The sequence below is a fragment of the Desulfobacter sp. genome, assembly GCA_028768525.1.
In the GTDB taxonomy this organism is placed as follows: domain Bacteria; phylum Desulfobacterota; class Desulfobacteria; order Desulfobacterales; family Desulfobacteraceae; genus Desulfobacter.
In genome coordinates this window covers 494401-516682 of record CP054837.1, presented here as the reverse complement: position 1 = coordinate 516682, position 22282 = coordinate 494401, and the positions used below count along the sequence as shown (strand labels likewise).

General features: G+C 53.4%; 19 protein-coding genes. 3 read left to right on the top strand and 16 right to left on the bottom strand.

From position 1 onward, the window contains the following. Window positions 1-3 precede the first annotated feature (3 nt). From HUN04_02170 to HUN04_02150, 5 genes are read right to left on the bottom strand one after another with little or no spacing between them, the layout of a single operon-like run. Window positions 4-285, bottom strand: coding sequence for a peptidylprolyl isomerase (locus HUN04_02170; GenBank protein WDP88610.1), 282 nt, complete (start codon window positions 283-285; stop codon window positions 4-6). A 50-nt stretch (window positions 286-335) separates the two neighbouring features. Then, entirely contained in the window at window positions 336-2393 is a 2058-nt protein-coding gene (locus tag HUN04_02165) for a carboxy terminal-processing peptidase (protein WDP88609.1), read from the bottom strand. Further along, window positions 2377-3231 (bottom strand): ribosome biogenesis GTPase YlqF, encoded by an 855-nt coding sequence (gene ylqF, locus HUN04_02160; GenBank protein WDP88608.1) that lies wholly within the window; start codon window positions 3229-3231, stop codon window positions 2377-2379. The genes HUN04_02165 and ylqF overlap by 17 nt, the downstream gene beginning before the upstream one ends. Then, complete coding sequence (locus tag HUN04_02155; GenBank protein WDP88607.1) at window positions 3228-3491, bottom strand: hypothetical protein; 264 nt, start codon at window positions 3489-3491, stop codon at window positions 3228-3230. Before HUN04_02155 ends, ylqF begins: the two co-directional genes overlap by 4 nt. 7 nt (window positions 3492-3498) lie before the next feature. Continuing rightward, window positions 3499-4308, bottom strand: coding sequence for an inositol monophosphatase (locus HUN04_02150; protein ID WDP93131.1), 810 nt, complete (start codon window positions 4306-4308; stop codon window positions 3499-3501). A gap of 128 nt (window positions 4309-4436) precedes the next feature. Between HUN04_02150 and HUN04_02145 the strand changes: the two genes are divergently transcribed. Next, entirely contained in the window at window positions 4437-5534 is a 1098-nt protein-coding gene (locus HUN04_02145) for a transglycosylase SLT domain-containing protein (GenBank protein WDP88606.1), read from the top strand. Here HUN04_02145 and HUN04_02140 read toward each other — a convergent pair. The 3 genes from HUN04_02140 to guaA all read right to left on the bottom strand — a co-directional run bounded on the left by HUN04_02140 (window position 5487) and on the right by guaA (window position 9844). Next, entirely contained in the window at window positions 5487-7130 is a 1644-nt protein-coding gene (locus HUN04_02140; protein ID WDP88605.1) for a SidJ-related pseudokinase, read from the bottom strand. The two genes, HUN04_02145 and HUN04_02140, sit on opposite strands and share 48 nt — an antisense overlap. 15 nt (window positions 7131-7145) lie before the next feature. Then, complete coding sequence (locus HUN04_02135) at window positions 7146-8168, bottom strand: hypothetical protein (GenBank protein WDP88604.1); 1023 nt, start codon at window positions 8166-8168, stop codon at window positions 7146-7148. A gap of 146 nt (window positions 8169-8314) precedes the next feature. Then, on the bottom strand, window positions 8315-9844 hold the full coding sequence (gene guaA / locus HUN04_02130; protein ID WDP88603.1) for a glutamine-hydrolyzing GMP synthase: 1530 nt from the start codon (window positions 9842-9844) through the stop codon (window positions 8315-8317). Window positions 9845-10016: 172 nt separating this feature from the next. On the opposite strand from guaA, the gene efp reads away from it, so the two are divergent. Next, complete coding sequence (efp, locus tag HUN04_02125; GenBank protein WDP88602.1) at window positions 10017-10580, top strand: elongation factor P; 564 nt, start codon at window positions 10017-10019, stop codon at window positions 10578-10580. After that, the gene (locus HUN04_02120; protein ID WDP88601.1) at window positions 10573-12708 is read left to right on the top strand and encodes a response regulator; all 2136 of its coding nucleotides are present in this window, start codon (window positions 10573-10575) and stop codon (window positions 12706-12708) included. Before efp ends, HUN04_02120 begins: the two co-directional genes overlap by 8 nt. A 41-nt stretch (window positions 12709-12749) precedes the next feature. Here the strand turns inward: HUN04_02120 and topA are convergent, their stop codons facing one another. The 8 genes from topA to HUN04_02080 all read right to left on the bottom strand — a co-directional run bounded on the left by topA (window position 12750) and on the right by HUN04_02080 (window position 22195). Beyond that, window positions 12750-15035 carry a type I DNA topoisomerase gene (gene topA, locus HUN04_02115; protein WDP88600.1) on the bottom strand — a complete coding sequence of 762 codons (2286 nt, stop codon included), beginning with the start codon at window positions 15033-15035 and terminating at the stop codon, window positions 12750-12752. Window positions 15036-15037: 2 nt separating this feature from the next. Continuing rightward, complete coding sequence (gene dprA, locus HUN04_02110) at window positions 15038-16159, bottom strand: DNA-protecting protein DprA (protein WDP88599.1); 1122 nt, start codon at window positions 16157-16159, stop codon at window positions 15038-15040. 15 nt (window positions 16160-16174) lie between these two features. Further along, complete coding sequence (ybgF, locus tag HUN04_02105) at window positions 16175-16831, bottom strand: tol-pal system protein YbgF (protein WDP88598.1); 657 nt, start codon at window positions 16829-16831, stop codon at window positions 16175-16177. 3 nt (window positions 16832-16834) lie between these two features. Then, window positions 16835-17869 carry a protein translocase subunit SecF gene (secF, locus tag HUN04_02100; protein WDP88597.1) on the bottom strand — a complete coding sequence of 345 codons (1035 nt, stop codon included), beginning with the start codon at window positions 17867-17869 and terminating at the stop codon, window positions 16835-16837. Between the two features lie 13 nt (window positions 17870-17882). Then, on the bottom strand, window positions 17883-19457 hold the full coding sequence (gene secD / locus HUN04_02095) for a protein translocase subunit SecD (GenBank protein WDP88596.1): 1575 nt from the start codon (window positions 19455-19457) through the stop codon (window positions 17883-17885). Between the two features lie 25 nt (window positions 19458-19482). After that, entirely contained in the window at window positions 19483-19827 is a 345-nt protein-coding gene (yajC, locus tag HUN04_02090; protein ID WDP88595.1) for a preprotein translocase subunit YajC, read from the bottom strand. A gap of 29 nt (window positions 19828-19856) precedes the next feature. Beyond that, a complete protein-coding gene (locus HUN04_02085; protein ID WDP88594.1) occupies window positions 19857-20663 on the bottom strand; it encodes a hypothetical protein in 807 nt (268 codons plus the stop codon). 74 nt (window positions 20664-20737) lie between these two features. Further along, window positions 20738-22195: an Rne/Rng family ribonuclease gene (locus tag HUN04_02080; GenBank protein ID WDP88593.1), complete on the bottom strand. Its 1458-nt coding sequence runs from the start codon at window positions 22193-22195 to the stop codon at window positions 20738-20740. Between the last annotated feature and the right edge of the window lie 87 nt (window positions 22196-22282).

The window sequence follows — 22282 nt, the reverse complement described above, 5'->3', positions numbered from 1 at the left end:
CGCCTATTCGGTGCGGCTTGTAATTTCCACGATGTGGTAGCCAAAGTTGGTCTTAACGGGGCCGTGGGCTTCCCCGACGCTTTCATTAAATACAACCCGGTCGAACTCGGGCACCATCTGTCCCGGTCCGAATTTCCCAAGATCGCCGCCTCTGGCTCCGGAAGGGCATTTTGAATGCTGTTTGGCAAGTTCGGCAAAGTCTTCACCGCCGTTGATTTTGTCAATCAGTTCTTGGCAGAACTCTTCGCTGTCAACAAGGATATGGCGTGCGCTTGCAATGGCCATGTTATTCTCCTTTTTCTCTGGTTAATTCATTTTCAGGTTAAGGTATTGTACTACCAGGTGTAACCCAGCTGCCGGCTCAGTCTGATGTAGTCGGCGGCCAGATACTCGGTCTGTCCCATCAGGATTTCGTTGAATTCCTTGACGGTGGTATGGGTATCTTCAAGGTTCTCCACGGGGGCTTCGCCTTTATGCGCCCTGAACTGATTCTCCATGGTCAGTTCCTGCCGGGACTGATCCTTATCCATCTGGGAGCGGTTTTCAAGGTTCAGTGAGAGGCGCTGGATGCTGCCCAGACGGTTGGCCATGTCAATGCGCTGTTTCAGGTAGGCCATTCCAGGGTCTTTGCCCTCCCTGGACGCATACTCTTGTTCCAATGCGTTGAACATGGGACGAATGGGGCGATAGGCATGATACGGGGTGGCGGTAATGCGGTCCCAGAGCAGGGCCCCCTCAAAGGCACTTTCTCCGATATCCTCAACATTGTAGATTCTGGGAAAGTGGATGTCCGGTTCAACCCCCTTGTGCTGGGTGCTTTTTCCAGATATCCTGTAAAATTTGGCCGAAGTGAGCTTGAGCCGTCCCTCTCCAAGGGGTTTTAGCTCCTGAACCGTTCCTTTGCCGAAGCTGCGGCTGCCCACAATGATCCCGCGGTTATAGTCTTTGATGGCCCCTGCAAAAATTTCAGAGGCCGAGGCAGACATGCGGTTGATCAGGACAACAAGGGGGCCGGTATATACGATGGCCGGGTCCTGGTCGTAAAGCCGGGATATCCGGTGCTTGGTTTTGATCTGTACGGTGGGGCCGGATTTAAGAAACAGGCCGGTAAGGTCGTTGGCCTCTTTGAGTGCGCCGCCGCCGTTGTCCCGAAGATCCACAATCAGGCCGTCGATTTTTTCCTCTTTAAGTTCTCCCAGCAGCTTTTCCACATCCCGGCTGGTGCTTTTATAATCCTTATCCCCCCGGTGGTAGGCCTGGAAATCAATATAAAAATTGGGTATCTCAATGATGCCGATTTTATAGGTTTTGCCCAGGGAGGCCACTTCAACTACTCTCTTTTTGGCTGACTGTTCCTCAAGTTTGACCTTGTCCCGTTTGATGCTGATGGTGGCGGTGTCATTGGCGTTTTTGGCCGGAATGATTTTCAGGCGCACAAAGGTATCCTTGGGCCCCCGGATCAGTTTGACCACATCGTCAATTCGCTGTCCGATGGTATCTTTGATCTCACCCTGGGTTCCCTGGCCCACCCCGATGATTTTGTCCCCGGGCATGAGCAGGTGGGATTTGTCGGCCGGCCCCTTGGGGATGAGCCGGACCACCTTGGTATATTCGTACTCGTTCTGGAGCACGGCGCCGATCCCTTCCAGGGACAGGCTCATCTGGATATCGAAATCCTCGGACACCCGGGGCGGGAAATACTGGGTGTGGGGATCAAAGCAGGCCGTAACAGCATTCATGAAGATCTGGAATACGTCCCGTCCCTGTACCTGTTCCAGCCGGTTCCTGCGGCTGGTGTAGATTTTTTCAAGGGTTTCAGTGATTTCAGGATTGTCCTTTCCGTCCAGCTTCAGGGAAATGATATGGTTTTTCAGTTCTTTTTTCCACAATAGGTTCAGATCGGAAGGGGCCGGTACAAATCGCTGGATGTCCGTATCAATGACAAGTTCTTCGTTAAGGGTAAAATCAAGATCGGTTTCCCAGGTCTTGATGGATGCCAGAATATAGTCCAGCCGCTGGAGGCGTCTGGCCTGGTAGATGTTGAAAATTTCAAATGCAGGGCCCAGATCACCTTTTTGCACATACCTGTACATCAGGTGTTTTAAGGGCTGGAATTCATCCATGTCCATATGGGTCAGCAGGTGCCGGGCCGGATCCAGGTTTTTGATATACCGGTCAAAAACCATGGCGGACATGGCCTTGTCCATTTTTTTACCGGTAAAATGGGCCCGTTCAAGGGCCTGGATAATGCTTCTGCACTGACGGCTCTGCTGGGCCGTCGGCGCCACACTTGCCTGGGCGGCAAAAAGGGTTCCACCGGTAATGTAAAGGAGTATGATGAGACCGAGAAGGGCTGTCCGGCAGCGGCGAAAGTACTTAAGAGCTGGTTTCATTGGCTGATTCCGTATCCTTTGGAGTTTCAAAGCTGATCCGTCCGATTTTTCCGGATCTCAGTTCCCGGATAATGAGTTCGGACGCTTTCTGGTAGTTGATGATTCCACCTTTTTTCAGGCATCCCCTGGCCCGGCCGACGGCATCAATCAGTTCCTGGGTATCTGACGGGAGCCGGTCAAAAAAATCATACCGGGCAAGAAGGTTGCCGGGGTATCGTGCCATAAGCAGGCCCACCGCATAAAATGCGATTTCATGGTAGTCCACGGCTGTATCTGAAATGGCACCGGAGGCGGCCAGGGCCAGCGCCCTTTCTTTGGGTTCGATCACCGGCCAGAGGATGCCGGGGGTGTCGTAGATATCAATGTTGTTGGGCAGGCTGGTCCGCTGCTGGTGCCGGGTCACCGCCGGCACATTTCCTGTTTTGGCCACCTTTTTACCCGCCAGGGTGTTGAGCATGGTGGATTTGCCGGTGTTGGGAATGCCCACCACCATGACTTTCACTTTTCTTGCCCGGTTGCGCTGCACAAGGGAGACGCAGCGGTCCAGGGCCAGGGCTGCTTGGTCCGGCAGGGTGCCCTGGATGGCAATGGCCGGCAGATTCATTTCAGAATTAAAATACTCAATCCATTGGCCGGTGACTTCGGGGTCGGCCAGATCTGCTTTGTTGAGTACTTTGAGCCGGGCTTTTTCCTGTCCCAGCCGGTTGACGTATGGGTTGGCACTGGCAACAGGCAGTCTTGCGTCAAGGATTTCCAGGATGACATCCACTCGGGCAATGGAATTTTTCAACTGGTTTTTTGTTTCCAGCATATGGCCGGGGAACCATTGGATATTCATTTTTCTATCTGTTTAATCTCCTTTGGATCAATATGGGCAATGGGTGCTGCCGGCGGGGCCGGGGGCTCCCCCTGTTCGGGTGCAGTCTCGGTCTGGTAAAAATAAAGATAAACAAATATCAGCGCAATGAGGCTGGATCCGATGAATCCAGCCACTGCCAGGCTGATAATATAACCGATTACCGATAACTGGTTATAATACCCCCAGGCAGCAGCGCCTGCAATGCTTAGGGTAAATATAAGGGTGAAAAGAATATTCATTGGGTTTTCACTGTTTGGGGTTCAGGCAGGTGATCAACTGTCCGTGTAAATGGGGATTGGCTGCAACAATTCCTTTTTCGGGGTAGTTGTTTGCCCCTGCAAAATCGCTTACCTTTCCGCCAGCCTCTTCTAGTATGACCACTCCGGCTGCAATATCGTAGAGATTGAGATTCATTTCCCAGTACCCGTCAAGGCGGCCGCAGGCGGTGTAACAAAGATCCAGGGCGGCTGATCCGTATCTTCGGATATCCCTGAGCTGCGGTACAATTCTGTTAAAGTGGGGGAGGTTGTTGTCCGCCATGCCGGATCTGAGGCAGGCGAAGCCGGTGGCCATGACGGCGTCGGTGAGTTTCCGGGTGGTGGAGACCCCTATGGGACGGCCGTTCAAAAAAGCGCCTCTGCCGGTTTCAGCCCAGAACATCTGATCCAGTACCGGGGCATAGACGATGCCGGCCACCCGTTTCCCTTCTTTTTCGAGGCCGATGCTGACCGCATAAAAAGGCTGTTCATGGACAAAGGAGGTGGTGCCGTCTATGGGATCAATGATCCAGCGGTATTCTCCGGTGCCGGCAGTGGTTCCTGTCTCTTCTCCAATGATGGCGTGGTCCGGAAAGGCTGTACGGATTTCTTTGACCAGAAAGCCCTCCACGGCTTTATCTGTTGCGGTGACCAGGTCTTTAGGGGATTTGAATGTCAGGTCGGCGGTTGTGAGTTGGGCACGGCCCTCAAGGCATATCTGCCCGGCCGTTTTGGCCAACTGTTTTATAAAAGGTATCAAATGTCTACCGTTTTTTTTATCGTTACTTGCCTGGGGCATTATGGCATATCCGCAGGGATTTGAAAAGGCGGTGCCGCCATAATCAATCCCGGCATTCTTGATTTTTTCCGGGGATGATGCCATGATACCCAGGTATTTTCAATTGCCCAGATTTCGGAGAAACCCCCATGAACCGATTAATAATCCCGGCCGTTCTTATATGCCTGATGCTGTCTGCAGCACCCGGCCAGGCCGGTGAAAAAGTAAGTAAGCCCATCGTCAGAAGCCACATCCCCACATTGGTGGAAATCACCCGGTTTTCCGGCGTGATACGGCTCTGCGGCGAAAAAATTCCCTATGAGGTGGCGGAAATCCGGGAGCGGCTGGAAAAAGAGATGATGCTGTCGGTGTGGAACCGTCCCCAGGTGGTGCTCTGGCTTAAACGGGCCCACCGGTATTTTCCCCACATCGAGCGGATTCTGAAAAAGGAAAAACTGCCCGATGATCTGAAATACCTGCCCATTGTTGAAAGCGCCCTGCTTCCCCACAGCCGGTCCGGGAAGGGGGCCGTCGGTTATTGGCAGTTTCTGAAAAGTACAGGCAAACGCTACGGCCTGAGAATCGATAATAAAGTAGACCAGCGGAAGAATCTGTTTAAATCCACAGAAGCGGCCTGCCGGTATTTTGAAAAACTCAAAACCCAATTCGGCTCCTATCTTCTGGCCATTGCCGCTTATAATATGGGGGAGTTTGGGCTGAATCGTGAAATAGAGGCCCAGGAAACCAAAGATTTCTTTTCCTTGTACCTGCCCCTGGAGACCCAGCGGTATCTGTTGAAAATTGTGGCGGCAAAGCTGATTATAGAACATCCGGAAGCCTATGGTTTCGGTCTGACCCCCCAGGATCTTTATCCGGTGTTTACCTATTCAAAACTCAATTTTTCCGTGGACGGGGATATTCCCCTCTCCATCATCGCCAAATCTGCTGGAATTTCGTTTAAAACCCTTAAGGATTATAATCCGGATATCCGGGGGTACTACCTGACCGGCGGCAGCGGAACGGTCCTGGTGCCCAAAGGAAAAGAAAAAGGATTTAAAGAAAATTTTACAGCCCTCCACAGGGCCTGGAAGGCCCAGGAAAGTGTGAAAATACATGTGGTCCGGCCGGGGGAGAGCCTCACGGGAATCGCCACCCAGTATAAAATGACTCTGTCGTCCCTGCTGCGGCTCAATAAATTTTCATACAAAAAGATGATCCACCCGGGAGACCGGCTGCTGGTCCGGTAATGCGTCAGCCCCCGCCTGTTGCCTTCCCTCCAGATAGCAGTGGGCCGTGCAGAATGCTGAAAACCGGAACAATTGGTCGATGAGCATGGGAACGGAGATCGGCCGGTTAAATCCCCCCAGGTGGGGGCCGGTTTCCAGCACGATATCCGCCAGACCCTTTTCCATATCCGGATTGAGACCCCGTTCCGTTAAAAAGGTTTTGAAGGCCGCGTCATCCATAACTTCCTGGTCCCTGACCCTGAGCACCTCCTCCATGTGTTCATCCTTTCCCATGGCGCTGATCAATGCCTGAATCAGATTTCTTGGTGCAAGAAGAGTGTCAGGTGGGCAGGGGCGGTCCACCAGTCCCTTGAAATAAGCACGGCATACACCGTTGACCAGTTCGGAAAACAGGGGCAGGTGGAAAAGATCCCGGGTATCACAGGGGCGGTTGTCTCCGTCTCTGCCCCGGCGGGCGGGGGCTTTATTCCGAAAGCAGCTGCCGATAACCAGTATGAAGCTGAGCAGGTGTTCCCCGATATAATGCCTGAGCTTGCCGCTGCCGCTGCTGGCGGCAGTGGCATCAAGGTGTTCGAAATCCCTGGGGCCGGAGGCGGCGAAGTTGGGAAACCGGCAGGAGTCCAGCCATTGGTCCAGCCGCCCGCCGTGTTCCCATAAATAGGCCCCGTTGTCGTTGCGTCTGTTTCGCTGCACCCGGTTGTGGAACAGGGGGATCAGGGCGGTATGAAACACCCCTGCGCGGCTGAGCCGGCCTAAAAATTCGGCATTTTTAAAAAAAATGGCTTTAAGCAGGTCCGGGGTGAAACGTTCCGGGTGATGGTTGGGATAATCGTAATACCCGGGGCAGGGGATAAAGGCGATGCATATCCCCTTCTTAATACTGGCGGGCCCGCCCGGGGGAAGGTTGCCTGAGAGTTTGAACAGGAGTCTGCCCCTGAGCTGAAAGGGGCGGGGCAGGGCAACCCCGGGCTGGGGAAGGCTGTCATTCAACTGCTCCATCCATATGGCTTCTGAAAGCAGTTCCCTTATATTTTCCGGCGAATGGGCAAATTTGATAATTCCCAGAATTGTTTGGCCGGTTTTCAAAGCCAGGCTTCTGCCCTTCCAGGCAAAGGATACCTCCCGACGACAGGCCAGGGCCCCGGCAAGGGTATCAAAGTCTATTTCCATGGCCGGTTCCGGCGCATCAGTATCCGGTCCGGGGAGGGCCAATTCCTGGGTAAAGGATACGGGCAGGCGGCCAAGGGCCTGGGAGACCGCCCTGAGGCGTTTGCCCTGGGCCCGGTCCAGCATGGCCAGCAGGCGGGGGATAATGGGGGCTGACACCGGAAACTGGGGCAGGATGGCCATGGATACCATGGCGTCGGCGGCTTCACCGTAAAGGAAAAGCACCTGTTTCTGTTTCTGGAAGCGGCTGGATTCGATGACCCCGGCCAGCACCTCTATGGTTGTGCCGGTAATGGTTTCAGGGTGGTTCCGGATATGGTCCGCCAGGTATTTCACAGCCATGTAGGCGGCACTGAAATCCCTGACAGGTCCGGCAAGGAAATTTTCAGTATCAATTCTGCCGGTTTTGTTGGGTGGCAACATGCCCATGGTAAATGATCGGGTCTATTGTGTGAGATTCTGCTCTGAGATGCCCGAAGGGGTGGTGGACACGGGCGGTGCCACGGGCTCGGGCAGTTTGGGTTCGGGCAGTTTGGGTTCGGGCAGTTTGGGTTCGGGGGCAGGCTTTGGGGCTGCGGCCTGCGTCTTTTTTGCTGCGGGTTTGGCTTTAGGCTTGGCGGCAGGTGCTGCTTTGGGAGCGGCGGCCTTCTGTGCCTTTATTTTGTCTTCCACACCTTTAATGGATTTCTCCAGAGATTGTTTCAGGGTGGCCAGTCTGCTGTCCATCTTTTGGTCGAAGGCTTTTTCAATATCCGATTTCAGGGTCTTGATCTTTTTGTCCAGGAGCCCGGTGGATTTCGTGAGTGCGGCAATCTCCTGTTCGTAGGCGGACAATTCAAGCAGCCGGGCGTCAAATTCTTCTTTGAACAACTGGATTTCTTCTTTGATTTTTCCCGAAGCCGTTTTGAACTGGTCATTGTTCTTCTTTATGGCGGTCTGGAGCTGCTTTTTGACCCGTTCAATGGCGGCCAGGGTGGATTTGTCCTGTCCGGCGTTGGCCTTTATTCTCTTTTCGATCTTTGCCAGGGCCGTTTCTACGGATTTGAGGTCGGCCTTGGAAGAGGATATTTTGGCGGCCTGGTTTTCCAGGGTCTTGCTTTTTTCTTCAATGAGCGCCAGTTTTTCGTCCAGGTCAAAGGTGGCTTTGGCAATGCGGACGTCCAGGGCATTGAGCTTCTCCTCCAATGTCCTGGCAATCTGCTCAACATGGCTTCCCTGGGTTTCATCCACATCCACCACCCTCTCTTTCATGTCGATATAGGCAAAGGCCAGGATGGCGATGATGATGCAGGGAATGATGATGGAGATAATGGTGATCCGCTGGGAGAGCTTTTCTATTTTAAGGGTGTTGACTTCCTGGTGGTACATGGCGGCCTGGATATCATCTCCGGCCGCCTTTTTTTTTTCAGGCTCATCAGACAGGTTGGAAATGTCGCTTCTGTAGTTTCCGAGGCTGTTCTGGTTCATTTGTGCTGCGTCCTGTTTCTATTCCCTGGCGGTTTTTTATTTAATACAGATTAAACGGGTTTGTCCTGCGCTCTTATTGGATCGTTGCAGACCGGCCCGGATGAACGTCCGGGCCGGCCGGGTCTATCGCCTTCAGGGCCTGACCCTTATTCCCATTCTATGGTTCCCGGAGGTTTGGACGTGATGTCGAATACCACCCGGTTGATCTTGTCCACTTCATTGATGATGCGGTTGGAGATTTTGCCCAGCAGGTCGTGGGGAAGCTTGGCCCAATCGGCAGTCATGGCATCGTTGGATGTTACCGCGCGAACGGCGACGCAATTGGCAAAGGTCCGCTGGTCCCCCATGACGCCGACACTCTTGACCGGAAGCAGAACCACAAAGGATTGCCACAGCTTGCGGTAGAGCCCGGCTTTCCGGATTTCATCCAGCAGAATGGTATCGGCTTTTCTCAGAATATCCAGTCGTTCTTCGGTGATATCTCCCATGATCCGGATGGCAAGGCCGGGGCCTGGGAAGGGCTGGCGCCAGATCAGGTCTTCGTTGATGCCCATTTCAAGGCCCAGTTTTCTGACCTCGTCTTTAAAGAGCAACTGGAGGGGTTCGATAAGCTTTAGGTTCATCTCCTCTGGCAGGCCCCCCACGTTGTGATGGGACTTGATAATGGAGGTGGGGCCGCCGAATGCGGATTTGGATTCGATGATATCCGGGTAAAGGGTGCCCTGTCCGAGAAACTCGGCCCCTTCGATTTTTTTAGCCTCTGCATCAAATACCTCGATGAAGAGTTTTCCGATTATTTTTCGCTTCTGTTCAGGATCGGTCACCCCTTCAAGGGCGGTTAGGAATTTTTCCCTGGCATCCACAAACTTAATGTTCATGTCCAGGTTCTGGGTGAGGCTGATTTCAAGTTGTTCCTGTTCATTGTGGCGCAGCAACCCGTTGTTCACGAAAATGCAGTGCAGGTTTTTGCCCACGGCCTTGTGAATCAGGGTCGCGGCAACCGAGGAATCCACGCCGCCGGACAGTCCCATGATGACTTTTTTGTCTCCGACGGCGTCCTTGATCTGGGCAACCGCACCGTCGCAGAAGGACTTCATGGTCCAGTTCTTTTCGCATCCGCAGATATCAAAGAGGAAATGGCGGATCATCAGGGATCCGTTCACCGAGTGCTCCACTTCGGGGTGGAGCTGGAGGCCGTAGAATTTCCTGGCGTGGTCGGCAATGGCGGCGATTTCGGTATTTTCCGTGGAGGCGGTGGTCACAAATCCGTCGGGAAGGGTTTTGGCGGAATCGCCGTGGCTCATCCAGCACTGGAATGAATCTTCCATATCCTTGAACAGATGGCCGGATTCCTTGAGCTGCAGTTCTGCGAAACCGTATTCCCGTTTTTCAGCCCGTTCAATGGTGCCGCCCAGGGTGTGGACCATGAACTGCATGCCGTAGCAGATGCCCAGCACCGGAATGCCCAAATCAAAAATCCCTGCATCGATCTGAGGGCTGTTCTCTTCGTAAATGGAAGAGGGGCCGCCGGAAAGGATGATCCCCACCGGATTCATTTCTTTAATCTTGTCAAGGGAGATATCCGCCGGCTCCACCTGGCAGTATACGTTATTTTCCCTGACCCGCCTGGCAATAAGCTGGTTAAACTGTGATCCAAAATCAATTACTATGATCATGATGCTTTCCTGAAAGGGTTAAACTCTAAATCAGCGAATTTTCCTATAAATGGCGGCAAAAAGCAAGTTGTTTTTAAAGGGATCTTGCCAATATGCCCGTATTGTGGTTTATTATGGGCACTTTTATATAAGATTAATATCAATTTCTAACCCCTGAATTTTAGGAGAAATAATGTATTTAGCCAGTGATTTGAGAAAAGGCCTTAAACTGGAACTAGACGGTGATCCCCACGTGATTGTGGGCTTTGAGTTTAAAAAGCCGGGCAAGGGCCAGTCCCTGTACAAGTGCAAACTCAAAAATATGATTACCGGCGCCCAGTTTGAACGGACCTACAGATCCGGTGACAAGTTTGAAAAAGCCGACCTTGAAGAAGTGGATATGGAATACCTATATTCCGACCAGGATACCTGGTGTTTCATGAATTCCACCAACTACGAACAGATCTTTCTGACCAAAGACCAGATTGGGGACTGCACCGACCTGCTCAAGGACAATACCGTATGTACCGTATTGCTGCACAACGGCAATCCCATCGGCGTCACCCTGCCCAATTTTGTCGTCCTTCAAGTGGTCACTGCCGAACCCTGGGCCAAAGGGGATACCGCCACCGGGGACACCAAGCCCGCCACCCTTGAAACCGGGTTTGAACTCCAGGTGCCGCCCTTTGTCAACGAAGGACAGATGATCCGGGTGGATACCCGTTCTCGGGAATATGTCGAACGGGTGAATGACTAAGCCGACAGACATACCTGCCGCCACTACAGGCGGCATACCGCCGGAGGACCAGGATAGCCGACCGGCCCCGGCAAATGACTGGGCAAAAGGCCCCGGGGATGCCGCGGCGGAATCTTCCATCCGGAATATTCTGGTGGTGGACGACGAGGCCAGTTTAAGGATGCTTCTGACAAAGGCCCTGGCCCGGTCCGGGTTCTTCTGCCTGGACGCCAAAGATGCCGAAACCGCCTGGGAGATGATCCGTTCGGAAGATTCTCCCGGGGTCGATCTGGTCATCTCCGATATTTCAATGCCCGGCATGGACGGTATTGATCTGCTTAAGCTGGTGAAGGCCAGGTATCCGGATATTGATTTCATCATTATGACCGGACATGCGGCCCAGTATTCCTACGTGGATATCATGGATGCCGGCGCTTCGGACTACATGACCAAGCCCTTTAAGATCAATGCCGCCCTGGCCAGGATCCAGCGGATCTCCAGGGAAAAACGCCATCTCATTGACCTGAAGAATACCAACGAGCAGCTCCGAAACGCCATGGAGGAGTCCGGGCGCCTGGCCCGGGAGGCAGAAGAGGCCTCAAGGGCCAAGACCTATTTTCTGGCCGCCATGAGCCACGAGATCCGCACCCCCCTCAACGGGATTGTGGGGTACACGGATATGCTCATGGATACGGCCCTGGATGAGGAGCAGAGATCCTTTCTGGAAAGCGCAAAATTTTCCTGCGACACCCTTCTGGCGGTGGTCGACGATATCCTTGATTTTTCAAAGGTGGAATCCGGCAAACTGCATCTGGAGTATCTGCCCTTTGATCCGGAGGTGCTCTGTTTTGACATCATCGACGTGATCCGTACCCAGGTGGACGAATCCAGTGTGGAGCTGGTCTGCAGGATTTCCGAGGATGTGCCGGCAAAAGTCATCGGCGACCCCCACAGGTTCCGGCAGATTCTATTGAATCTTTTGGGCAATGCCGTAAAGTTTACCGCCAAAGGCAGTATTTCACTGGAATTGGATGCCACTCCGGCCGGGGACAGGCATACCATGCTCAGGGTGGCGGTAACCGATACCGGGACCGGCATTGCCCCTGAGCACCTTGACGCCATATTCAAGCCATTTGTCCAGTCCGAAGCAGATGTGGTGCGCCGTCACAGCGGCACCGGCCTTGGACTGGCCATTTCAAGGAATATTGCCCGGAAGATGGGCGGAGACATCCGGGTGGAATCTGTTCTGGGCAAGGGCTCTGTCTTTTATTTTAATACCTGCCTGGAATACAGTGAGGCCACCCATGGCCCGATGGTAAAGCCGGCAGGCCTTGAGGGAAAGCAGATTCTTTTGGTTTCAGCCGGCAGCGATTCCGCCGGGATTCTTGCCCATGCCCTTGAATCGGCAGGGGTGGGGGTCCATGTCCGTGATGCCGGGGCGGATGCTCAGGGGGATTATGATCTGGGTATCATGGATTTCGGCAAGTCCCTTAAAACCGGAACAGAAAATATTGCCGCCTGTATGGGCGGCCGGTCGCCCGGAGATTCCCCCTTTCCATGGATGGCCTGTGCAGCCCCTTATCCGGGCATCGCACGGATATGCGAGAATTGTGGATTCAAGGGATTTATCCCCAAGCCCGTCCGGAGGCATCTGCTTTTGGACATGGCCGCCCGCCTGATGGGCACCGCCGGCAGGCAGGACGGGGACCCTGAGACGGGCAGGCTGGTCACCGCCCATTCCATTTCCGAGGATATAAAAACCGGTGCCCGTATTCTCCTGGTGGAAGATAATCCGGTGAACCAGCAGATGACCCGGCTGATGATGAGCAAGGCCGGATACCGGGTGGATGTGGCGGACAACGGCAAAGAGGCCCTGGATGCCTATCGCGGTTCTCCAGGGAAATACGATCTAATCCTGATGGATATCAATATGCCGGTGATGGACGGATTCGAGACCACCCGAAGGCTCCGCGCCCATGAAAAACAAAAAGGCCTTTCACCGGTTCCGGTGCTGGCCCTTTCTGCAAATGTCCTGGACGATTTCAAAGAGGAATGCCGGATCGTGGGCATGAATGATTTCCTTTCCAAGCCCATTAAGCGGGAGCGGGTGTTTTCCGCCATCCGGAAATGGGTGGCCAAAGCGCCTTAGCCATATCGGCGGCCTTATCCTCCCGGCCCTTTATTCTTTTCCTATTCTTCTTTTTTTTCGATAATGGATTCTTTGTAGCCGCATCCCTTTTTGGGGCATTTTAGAAATTTTCCGTCCCGTTTGGTTTCCTTTTGAACAAGATAGGCACCATCGCATTGGGGACAGGTTTTGGCCACGGGTTTGTCCCAGGAGGCAAAGTCGCAGTCCGGGTATTTGGAACACCCGTAGAATACTTTTCCCCGTTTGGATTTCTTTTCGACAATGGTGCCTTCGCATCCTTTTTCAGGACAGGGCACCCCTGTATCTGTGTTGGCCTGGTCCTGGGCCACGGATTCGGTATGCTTGCAATCCGGGTAACCTGTACAGGCCAGGAAAAGGCCGAAACGTCCGTCCTTTCTGACCATGGGCTGGCCGCATTCCGGGCAGTCCTTAACCGGTTCGCTGTCCTGGATTTTTTCCACAATGGAAATCTGACCCTTTTCATCCCGATTGTAATTGGAGGTAAAACTGCAATCAGGATACCCGGTACAGGCCAGGAAATGTCCGTTGCGCCCTATCTTGATATTCACCGGTTTGCTGCACTGGGGGCAGGAGATACCGGTTTCTATGCCCACGCCCTTGACGCTGACCATGTTGTCCTTGGCATCGTCCAGCGTGGTCTTGAATCCGTCGTAGAAATCCCTGAGCAGGGCGGTTTCATTGAGTTTGCCCTGTTCCACATCATCCAGGTTGTTTTCCATCTGGGCGGTAAATGAAATGTCCAGAAGATTTGGGAAGGAGGTCACCAGCAGATCGTTAACGATGAACCCAAGTTCACTGGGCACAAAATACCGTTTGATGAGTTCAACATAGCCTTTGTCCTGGATAACTCCGAGAATGGAGGCATAGGTGGAGGGCCTGCCGATGCCGTTTTTTTCCAGTTCCTTGACCAGGGAGGCTTCTGAATACCGGGGCGGCGGTTTGGTAAAATGCTGTTTGGGATTAATTTTCCGGGTGCTGAGGGTTGCCCCTTCCTCCACCGGGGGCAGGGACTGGATGTCTTTTTCCTTGTCCTTGTCCTGGGTGGCGTACAGGCGCATAAAGCCGTCGAATTTGACAGTGGAGCCTGATACGGAAAAAAGATATTTTTCACCGGCCTTGATCAGTATGGATTTCTGGTCAATCTGGGCCTGGGCCATCTGGGAGGCCACAAACCGCTTCCAGATCAGGTCATAGAGCTTGAACTGGTCTTCGGTCAGAAAGGATTTTAATTTGTCCGGGGTATTGTATACCGAGGTGGGCCGGATGGCCTCATGGGCATCCTGGGCCTTGTTTTTATTTTTGAAATACCTGGGGGCGTTCAGGGCATAGCCCTGTCCGTATTCGCTGGCGATGAGGGTCATGGCCTCCTGGGCCGCTTCCGGGGCGATACGGGTGGAGTCAGTACGCATGTAGGTGATCAGACCTTCAGGGCCGCCGGTTCCGATTTCAATACCTTCATAGAGCTGCTGGGCCACCACCATGGTTTTTTTGGCGGAGAACCGCAGCCGGTTGATGGCGTCCTGCTGGAGTTTACTGGTGATAAACGGGGGCAGGGGATTCCGTTTAACGGTTTTTTTCTTGATTTCATCCACCATGAACTGGGCCGCCTCAAGGTCGGCCACAATGGCCGCAGCCTGTTCACCGTTGGAAATCTGGGCCTTTTTTCCTGAAATCCGTGTCAGGGCGGCGTTGAACTCCGGCGGTGCCTCTGCCATGAGGTCGGTGGTAATGGTCCAGTATTCTTCGGGCTCAAACCTGCGGATTTCCCGTTCCCTGTCACAGATGATTTTAACGGCCACGGATTGGACGCGGCCGGCGCTCAGGCCCCGCTGGACCTTCTGCCACAGAAGAGGGGATATCTGGTAGCCCACCAGCCGGTCCAGTTTTCGCCGGGCCTGCTGGGCGTCATATTTATCCACGTCAGGTTCAAGGGTTTTTTCCAGGGCATCGGTGATTCCCTTTTTGGTTAACTCGTGGATGAGCACCCGGTGGAACCTGCGCCCCTTTTTTTTAAGCACATCCATGATGTGGAAGGCAATGGCTTCCCCCTCGCGGTCCGGGTCAGGGGCAAGGTAGACGTCCAAGGTATCCTTGGCGGTTTTTTTCAGGTTGGAAATGATTTTGGATTTGTCTTTTATATTGACATATTTTGCCTTAAAATTGTCATCCACATCAATCCCCAGGGTTTTGGGCGGCAGATCCCGGATGTGGCCGGCAGAGGCCGCCACATTGTATCCCTTGCCCACGTACTTTTTAAGGGTTTTGATTTTGGTTGGGGATTCCACAATAATTAGGGGTTTTGTCAATTTTACTCCTCCGATTTTGAATAGTAGTTTCCCGGGTGCCGCAATATAAGTCCCGACAATTCCATGTCAAGGAGGGCCGCGGCCGTCACATGGCTTTCAAGGCCTGTGCCGGCCGAAATATCGTCAATGTGCACAGGGTATGGGTCCAGCAGGTTATATATTAATGACTGGTGTTTGTCCATAACCGGTTTGGGATTTTTCCCGGGAGTGCATTTTTCGTCTTTTGACGGTTCTTCGTGTACGAGATGCCCCAGTTCATCAATGATATCCTTTTCATTCTCAATGAGTTTGGCCCCCTGGCGGATCAGGGCATGGGTGCCCCGGCTGGTGTTTGACCTGATGGAGCCCGGCACGGCAAACACTTCCCGGTTATATTCTCCGGCCAGCCGGGCCGTGATCAACGAACCGCTTTTTTCAGCCGCCTCCACGACGATGGTGCCCACGGACATGCCTGCGATGATCCGGTTGCGCAGTGGAAAATAGCCTGGCAGGGGCGGGGTGTCCGGAGCGAACTCCGACAGGGCGGTCCCATGCTCGGCAATTTTCTGGTAAAGGGAATGGTTCTGCCTGGGATAAATCCGGCACAACCCTGATCCAAGCACCGCAGCTGTCCTTCCCCGGGCATTCAATGCCCCTTTGTGGGCGGCGGTGTCTATTCCCAGGGCCATGCCGCTGACAACGGTAAATCCCCTGTTGCTGAGGCAGCCTGCCAGGTGTTCTGCCGTGTCCCGCCCGTACCGGGTGGCCTTGCGCGATCCCACAATGGAGATGCAGGGCGCCCGGCCGTCAAGGGTGCCGGCGTATGTTAGAAACAGGGGGGGATCATTGATTTTTTTTAACAGGGCAGGGTATTCAGTGTCGGACAGGGTGACGATGTTAAGCCCGGCCCGCTGAACGCGGCCCAGAACCGCCAATGCTTTTTTTTTATACTCTCTGTGGCGTGACAATGCCCGCATCCCCTTGGGGCCTAAGCCCTTGACGGCGGCGAGGCTTTTGGGGGAGGCGCCGAAAGCTGCGTCCGGAGTTTTGAATTTTTGGATGAGCCCTTTGAGCACCCTGTTGTTCAGGCCGGGGATCTCCCTGAGAATGAACCATGGCAGGTATGTATCCGTCAGCGGCTCCATGGGGTGCCCCTCGGTTTATTGAAATTCTTTGAGCTTGATCTGGGCCTTTTCTGCCGCCGGGGAAAAGGGGTGTTTTTTAATTACCAGGGTCAAATAGTGGCTGGCCCGGTTGATGTCGTCCAGGGAGAGGTAGGCATAGCCCGTCTTGAGCAGGGCGTCCGGTACTTTTTCCGCCTTGGGGTAGGATTTTACCAGGGATTTGAAAACGGTGACCGCCTCTTTATATTGGCCCGTGGTGTACCGGCATTCCCCCAGCCAGTACACGGCATTGTCTGCCAGGCTGTGGTCCGGGTGCTTTTGGGCAAAGGTGGTAAAAAGGTCTGCTGCATTGTTGTATTCCTTAGCCAGCAGCAGGGTCCTCGCTTTTTTATAAAGCTGGGCCGGATCAGAATATTCGATGGTGTACACCACTTTCTTCTGACCGGCCAGCTGGCTTTCAAGGATATGGATTTTGTCTTCCAGCAAATCGATTTTCTGTTCAAGGGATTCGATCTGTGCCGATTCCGGGGCGGCGGTGACCGGCTGCTCCGGTGACCCTTCCTGGTCCGGCAGTCCGGATTCCGCCGTTGGGGTGGCTTCGGGTTTGGGGGCGAAGACACCGCAGGCAGGCAGCACAAGCAGTGCCGGTATGATCAAAACGGATATGAACCAGATGCGTTTTGCCGGAAGCATGTATTATCCTTTGTGTTGGGCTGCGAGTACCACCGGGGTGGCAACAAAAATCGATGAATAGGTACCAATGAGTACACCGATGATCATTGCAAAGGCAAAATTATGGATAATTTCACCGCCCAGAAAGAAGAGGGCAAACAGCACAACCAGGGTGGTCAGGGATGTCAGAATCGTTCTTGACAGGGTTTCATTGATACTTTTATTGGCCAATTTGGGCACTGCCGACGGATCGGTGTTGCCCTTGAGGTTTTCCCTGATCCGGTCGAAAACGATGATGGTGTCATTGAGGGAGTAACCGATGATGGTCAGCAGCGCTGCAATGATGGGCAGGGACACATCAAGGTCCAGGATAGAGAAAATACCCACAGTGATAAACACATCGTGCATCAGGGCGACAATGGCCCCCATGGCATACTGGAACCTGAGGGTCCAGAACAGGGCCAGGGAAACGGCCAGGGCCGCACCGATCAGAAAGGGCATGGACACATTGAATACCGACAGAAAATATACGGCGGTCATCAATGCTCCGGCAGTGATGCCGGCAATGGTCCATTTTTGTTCAAAGCGGCCTGAAATATAAATGGTGATGAAGAGCAGGGAGTAGAAAATGGCCAGCAGGGCCTTTTTCTTCAGGTCGTCTCCCACCTGGGGGCCGACCATTTCCACCCGGCGGATTTCTGGAACCAGTTTGGTGGCCGTTTCAAGGCCGGAGTTGATGGCAGATTCCAGGTTGTCGCTGAAGGCGTGGGCATTGGAGGTGCGGATGAGGTATTCGTTGTTTTCAACGGCGCCGAATCCCTGCACGGATACATCCTTGAGCCCCAGTTCGCCAAGGCCGCTGCGGATATCGCTGACATCCACAGCCTGGGTGAATTTGACCTGGACCAGGGACCCGCCGGCAAAGTCAATGCCGTAGTTGGGACCCTTGTGAATAACCAGTGACACAAGACCGGCCAGGATCAGCAGTGCGGAAAAGCATGCCGCGATTTTCTGCTTGCCGATAAAGTCTATATTAACATCAGACTTGAAAAACTGCATTATACAGGTTCCTTTATATGCTAAGGGTAGAAGTAGTGGGGTTGTTCTGAAGAATCATGTTGTACAGACTCTTGGACAATACCAGGGCAGTAAAAAGACTGGCCACGATACCCAGGCCCAGCGTCACGGCAAAGCCCTTGATGGGGCCGGTGCCGAACTGGAACAGAACAATGGCGGCGATCAGGGTGGTGACGTTGGCGTCCATGATGGTCAGGGTCGCCCGTTCGTACCCGGTGTGTACGGCTGCCAGGGGCGTTCTTCCCGCCCTCAGTTCTTCCCGTATTCGTTCAAAGATGATGACGTTGGCATCAACGGCCATACCGATGGTCAGGATGATGCCGGCAATGCCCGGCAGGGTCAGGGTGGCCTGGAAGGCGGCAAGTCCCCCTCCGATGAGGATAATATTCACAATCAGGGCCAGGTCGGCAATGATGCCGGCGGTTTTGTAGTACACCACCATGAAGGCGATGACCAGGGTGAAACCGACCACCATGGACATCAGGCCCATGCGTACGGAATCCGCACCCAGGGTGGGACCGACGGTCCGTTCTTCAATGATTTTGACCGGGGCGGGCAGGGAGCCGGCCCGCAGTGCAATGGCAAGGTCTTTGGCTTCGTTCATGGAGAACTGGCCGGTGATCCTGGCCTTGCCGCCGGCGATCCGCTCCTGGATATTGGGGGCGGAGTAGACGTTCTTGTCCAGAACAATGGCCAGGCGTTTGTTTACGTTTTTGGCCGTGATCCTGTCAAAAATCCGGGCCCCCTTGCGGTTGAATTCAATTCCAACCTGGGGCTGCTGAAACTGGTCGAATTCCACCCGGGCGTTGGTGAGCAGGCTGCCGTCCAGCAACACCTGTTTTTTGATGAGAAAGGGAACATTGGTGGTCGCGCCGGAGTTGGGATCCGTTCTGTGCTGGTATAGGATTTCGGATCCAACGGGCGGGTTGCCTTTAAGCGCGGCATTGACGTCGGCCTCGTCGTTCACCAGCTGAAAGGTCAGCTGGGCGGTTTTGCCGATGAGTCCCTTTGCCCGGTCAGGATCCTGGATACCCGGCAACTGGAGCAGGATTCTGTTGTCCCCCTGGATGCGGATGTCCGGTTCACTCACGCCGAATTCGTCAATCCGGTTCCGGATGGTTTCAAGGGCCTGTTCAGTGGCCATTTTTTTGATGTTTGCCGTTTCCTCGTCGGGCAGGGCCAGGGTAAAGGCAAGGCCGTCCTCTATGGTTTCCACGGAGGGAATGGTCAGGTTGGCATAATCTTCTGACAGCAGTTTCTCAACACCCTGCCGGCTGTCTGTGCCGGAAATTTTGGCCGAGATCTGGTTGTCCGGCGTCCGGGTGATGCCCAGGTGTTTGATGCCCTTAGACCTCAGGTCTTTCTTCAGTTCGGCAATGGTGCGCTCAACCTCAGCTTCAACGGCTTTTTCATTTTGAACTTCGAGAACCAGATGCATCCCCCCCTGGAGATCCAGCCCCAGGTTGATCTTTTTATGGGGCCAGGTATCGGTAAAGGTGGGAAGGAGGCAGACAACGGCAGCAATCACAATTCCCAGGCTCAATACGCGTTTAAAGGTAAATAGTTTCAATCTCAACACTCCTGAAGGATATTATTTATTTTTCTTTTGATTTCTGGGCCGGTTCATTTTCCGTGACCAGTGCGGCGACATTTCCCCTTGAGATTTTGATTTTAACCTTTTCGGCAATTTCAATGCCGAGGGTGGTATCATCAAGGGAGGTGATGGTGCCGTAGATGCCGCCGGAGGTGATGACGCGGTTGCCTTTTTTGAGGTTGTTGATCATCTCTCTGTGTTCTTTGGCTTTTTTCTGCTGGGGCCGGATCAAAAGGAAGTAAAAAATGGCAAAAAGAATGATAATGGGCAAGAAGCCGGCAAGTCCGCCTGCCTGTCCTGCTGCTTGTCCGCCGGTGGGGCCCATTGCAAATGCTGTACTGATCAAGGTATTCCTCCTAAAAAATAATAAAAGTATTAGCGTTTTTTGGCAGGGATCCAGATGTTCTGTCCGTCAAACTGGAGCCTGTCCACATTGTTAAAGCTGATTTCTTCAAGCAAAGCAAACACCGCGTCCATGTTATAGACAACGATTTTGCTCAGCGGCTCGATCAAATTGATATCCCGGGTGATCTTTTCTTCGACCATGTTGTAGATGATCACCATTGTTTCCGAAAATTTAAGGATTTTACCCACGCCGGAACTCATGCCCGAGGCCCCGGGCTCATCCGCCGCCTCCTGCAGTTCGATTCCCCTTGAGCCATAGTAATCCCGGAGAATTCTGAAGTGGATATTCCAGATATTGTCTCCGGGCTGTACCACATAAATACCGTATTCGGTTATTTTTGTGGGCCTAACCGCGCCGGATTCTGAAATCTCTTCCTGAAACACGCGGCCCTGGCCGGTAAAGGCCTTTTCCAGTATCTTTTTCATGGATACGGTGGTTTTTCCCACGGTAAAGGTCTCATCGGATTGGACAATCATGTCCAGGCTCTTTTTAATGCCCAGAGTCTGTTTCCGGCCCGCCATCAGGTCTTTCAGGGGTTGGTCCGTGTCTAATTTCCTGTAATTTATCTCCGGCTTTTTTTCTATTTCCCCCATGACAATATCCCCGGGCTGATCCGCCTGGGGGGCGGCCGGTGCTTGGGAACCGGTGTCTGTCCGGGATGGGGCTTTCTCACCTGATGGATTCTGGAAGACCAGGAAGAAAACAAGGGCCGTGACAGCCGCAGCCGCGGCTATTCCGAGTTTCTTCCTTGTTTGCCTTCCCTTCCCAAGGGGCATGGTGTCTCCTTTTTCCATTCAGTTGAAATTGTTCCAAATACACCGATATACCAGGAATGTCAAGGCAGGCGAGTCTAACTAATGCTGCTCTGGCCCGAGACCATGGTATCGTCGATTTCAATATTGATAAAGACCTGCCGCTTGGTTTCCAGGTCCAGCAATTCTTCCCGTTTGGTGTTTAGAATGTAGTAGGCCACATCCGCCGGTACCCTGCAGTTGAACTTCTGGTTTTTCTCCGCCTTAAGGGTCCTCAGGGTGAGCTGGCGCAGAAAGGCAAGGCCCTGGGTTTCCATGGAAGGGGTCATGCCCCGGCCGTTGCAGTGGCGGCAGGTTTCATAGGCGCCGTAGGTGATGGAGTGGCGGATACGCTGCCTGGACATCTCCAGGAGGCCGAAGGCCGTGATGCCGCCCACCTTGGTTTTGGCCTTGTCTGCTTTTAAATGCTTTTTCAGGGTCCGGGTGATCTCGGCCTTGTGGCGCCGTTCCTTCATGTCGATGAAGTCCACCACGATGAGCCCGCCCATGTCCCGGAGCCTGAGCTGCCGGGCCACTTCTTCGGCCGCTTCAAGGTTGGTATGGTGGGCGGTTTCTTCGATGTTTTTCTTTTTGGTGGATTTGCCTGAGTTGACATCGATGGAGACCAGGGCCTCGGTCTGTTCAATGACCAGGAATCCACCGGACTTCAGGGGAACCTCCCTGCGGTAGATGGATGAGATCTGCTCCTCAAGCTGGTATTTTGTAAAAATCGGTTTTTCCCCTTTAAAGAGGCGGACGATCTTTTTCTGCTTGGGGGCGATCATGCCGATGAATTCTTTGACCTCTTTAAAGGTCTCTGGACTGTCGATGAGGATTTCTTTGATATCCGTGGTGAAATAATCCCTCAGGGAGCGGACCGCCAGGCTTTGCTCCTTGTAAAGCAGGCAGGGGGCCGGATTTTCCATGGCCTGTTTGTCGATGTTTTTCCACACCCGCATCAGATAGCGAAGGTCTGCGGTGAGAAGGGTTTTGGTGGCCCCTTTGCCTGCGGTGCGGACGATCATGCCGAAGCCTTCGGCAATCTTCAGGCTTTTCAGGATTTTAACCAGCCGCTTTCTTTCATCGTCTTCGCCGATTTTTCTGGATACCCCACGGGTGGTGTTTCCCGGCATGAGAACGCCGAAGCGCCCGGGCAGGGAAATATAGGTGGTGAGCATGGCCCCTTTTTGGTTGATGGGGTCCTTGGATACCTGGACAATGAGTTCCTGCCCTTTTTTAATCAGGTTGAACAGGGATTTGTCCTTTTTTTCCACATCCTGGAAATAATCGGGGTGGATTTCGTTTTTCTGCAGAAATCCGTTTTTTTGTGCGCCGTAATCCACAAAGACGGCCTGGAGGCTCTGTTCGACCCGGGTGACAATGCCCTTGTAGATATTGCCCTTGGTCACTTCCTTGGCCGCGGTCTCAATGTGGAACTGGTCCAGTTTGTTGTCATACACCGCAGCGATTCTGTTTTCTTCAGGATCCAGGGCGTTTATCAGTATTTTTCTTGTCATTCACGCTCTCATTTTTTTAAAGTGTCGGAATCGACTGCCGCTGTTGGTCAAGCGGTTTGCCCAAGTCATCAACTTCGAAAATCGATT

What these genes read in the sequence shown, in the direction of transcription:
- HUN04_02170 (WDP88610.1), bottom strand. Translation starts at nt 285, where the DNA reads ATGGCCATTGCAAGCGCACGCCATATCCTTGTTGACAGCGAAGAGTTC.
- HUN04_02165 (WDP88609.1), bottom strand. Translation starts at nt 2,393, where the DNA reads ATGAAACCAGCTCTTAAGTACTTTCGCCGCTGCCGGACAGCCCTTCTC.
- ylqF (WDP88608.1), bottom strand. Translation starts at nt 3,231, where the DNA reads ATGAATATCCAATGGTTCCCCGGCCATATGCTGGAAACAAAAAACCAG.
- HUN04_02155 (WDP88607.1), bottom strand. Translation starts at nt 3,491, where the DNA reads ATGAATATTCTTTTCACCCTTATATTTACCCTAAGCATTGCAGGCGCT.
- HUN04_02150 (WDP93131.1), bottom strand. Translation starts at nt 4,308, where the DNA reads ATGCCCCAGGCAAGTAACGATAAAAAAAACGGTAGACATTTGATACCT.
- HUN04_02145 (WDP88606.1), top strand. Translation starts at nt 4,437, where the DNA reads ATGAACCGATTAATAATCCCGGCCGTTCTTATATGCCTGATGCTGTCT.
- HUN04_02140 (WDP88605.1), bottom strand. Translation starts at nt 7,130, where the DNA reads ATGGGCATGTTGCCACCCAACAAAACCGGCAGAATTGATACTGAAAAT.
- HUN04_02135 (WDP88604.1), bottom strand. Translation starts at nt 8,168, where the DNA reads ATGAACCAGAACAGCCTCGGAAACTACAGAAGCGACATTTCCAACCTG.
- guaA (WDP88603.1), bottom strand. Translation starts at nt 9,844, where the DNA reads ATGATCATAGTAATTGATTTTGGATCACAGTTTAACCAGCTTATTGCC.
- efp (WDP88602.1), top strand. Translation starts at nt 10,017, where the DNA reads ATGTATTTAGCCAGTGATTTGAGAAAAGGCCTTAAACTGGAACTAGAC.
- HUN04_02120 (WDP88601.1), top strand. Translation starts at nt 10,573, where the DNA reads ATGACTAAGCCGACAGACATACCTGCCGCCACTACAGGCGGCATACCG.
- dprA (WDP88599.1), bottom strand. Translation starts at nt 16,159, where the DNA reads ATGGAGCCGCTGACGGATACATACCTGCCATGGTTCATTCTCAGGGAG.
- ybgF (WDP88598.1), bottom strand. Translation starts at nt 16,831, where the DNA reads ATGCTTCCGGCAAAACGCATCTGGTTCATATCCGTTTTGATCATACCG.
- secF (WDP88597.1), bottom strand. Translation starts at nt 17,869, where the DNA reads ATGCAGTTTTTCAAGTCTGATGTTAATATAGACTTTATCGGCAAGCAG.
- HUN04_02085 (WDP88594.1), bottom strand. Translation starts at nt 20,663, where the DNA reads ATGCCCCTTGGGAAGGGAAGGCAAACAAGGAAGAAACTCGGAATAGCC.
- HUN04_02080 (WDP88593.1), bottom strand. Translation starts at nt 22,195, where the DNA reads ATGACAAGAAAAATACTGATAAACGCCCTGGATCCTGAAGAAAACAGA.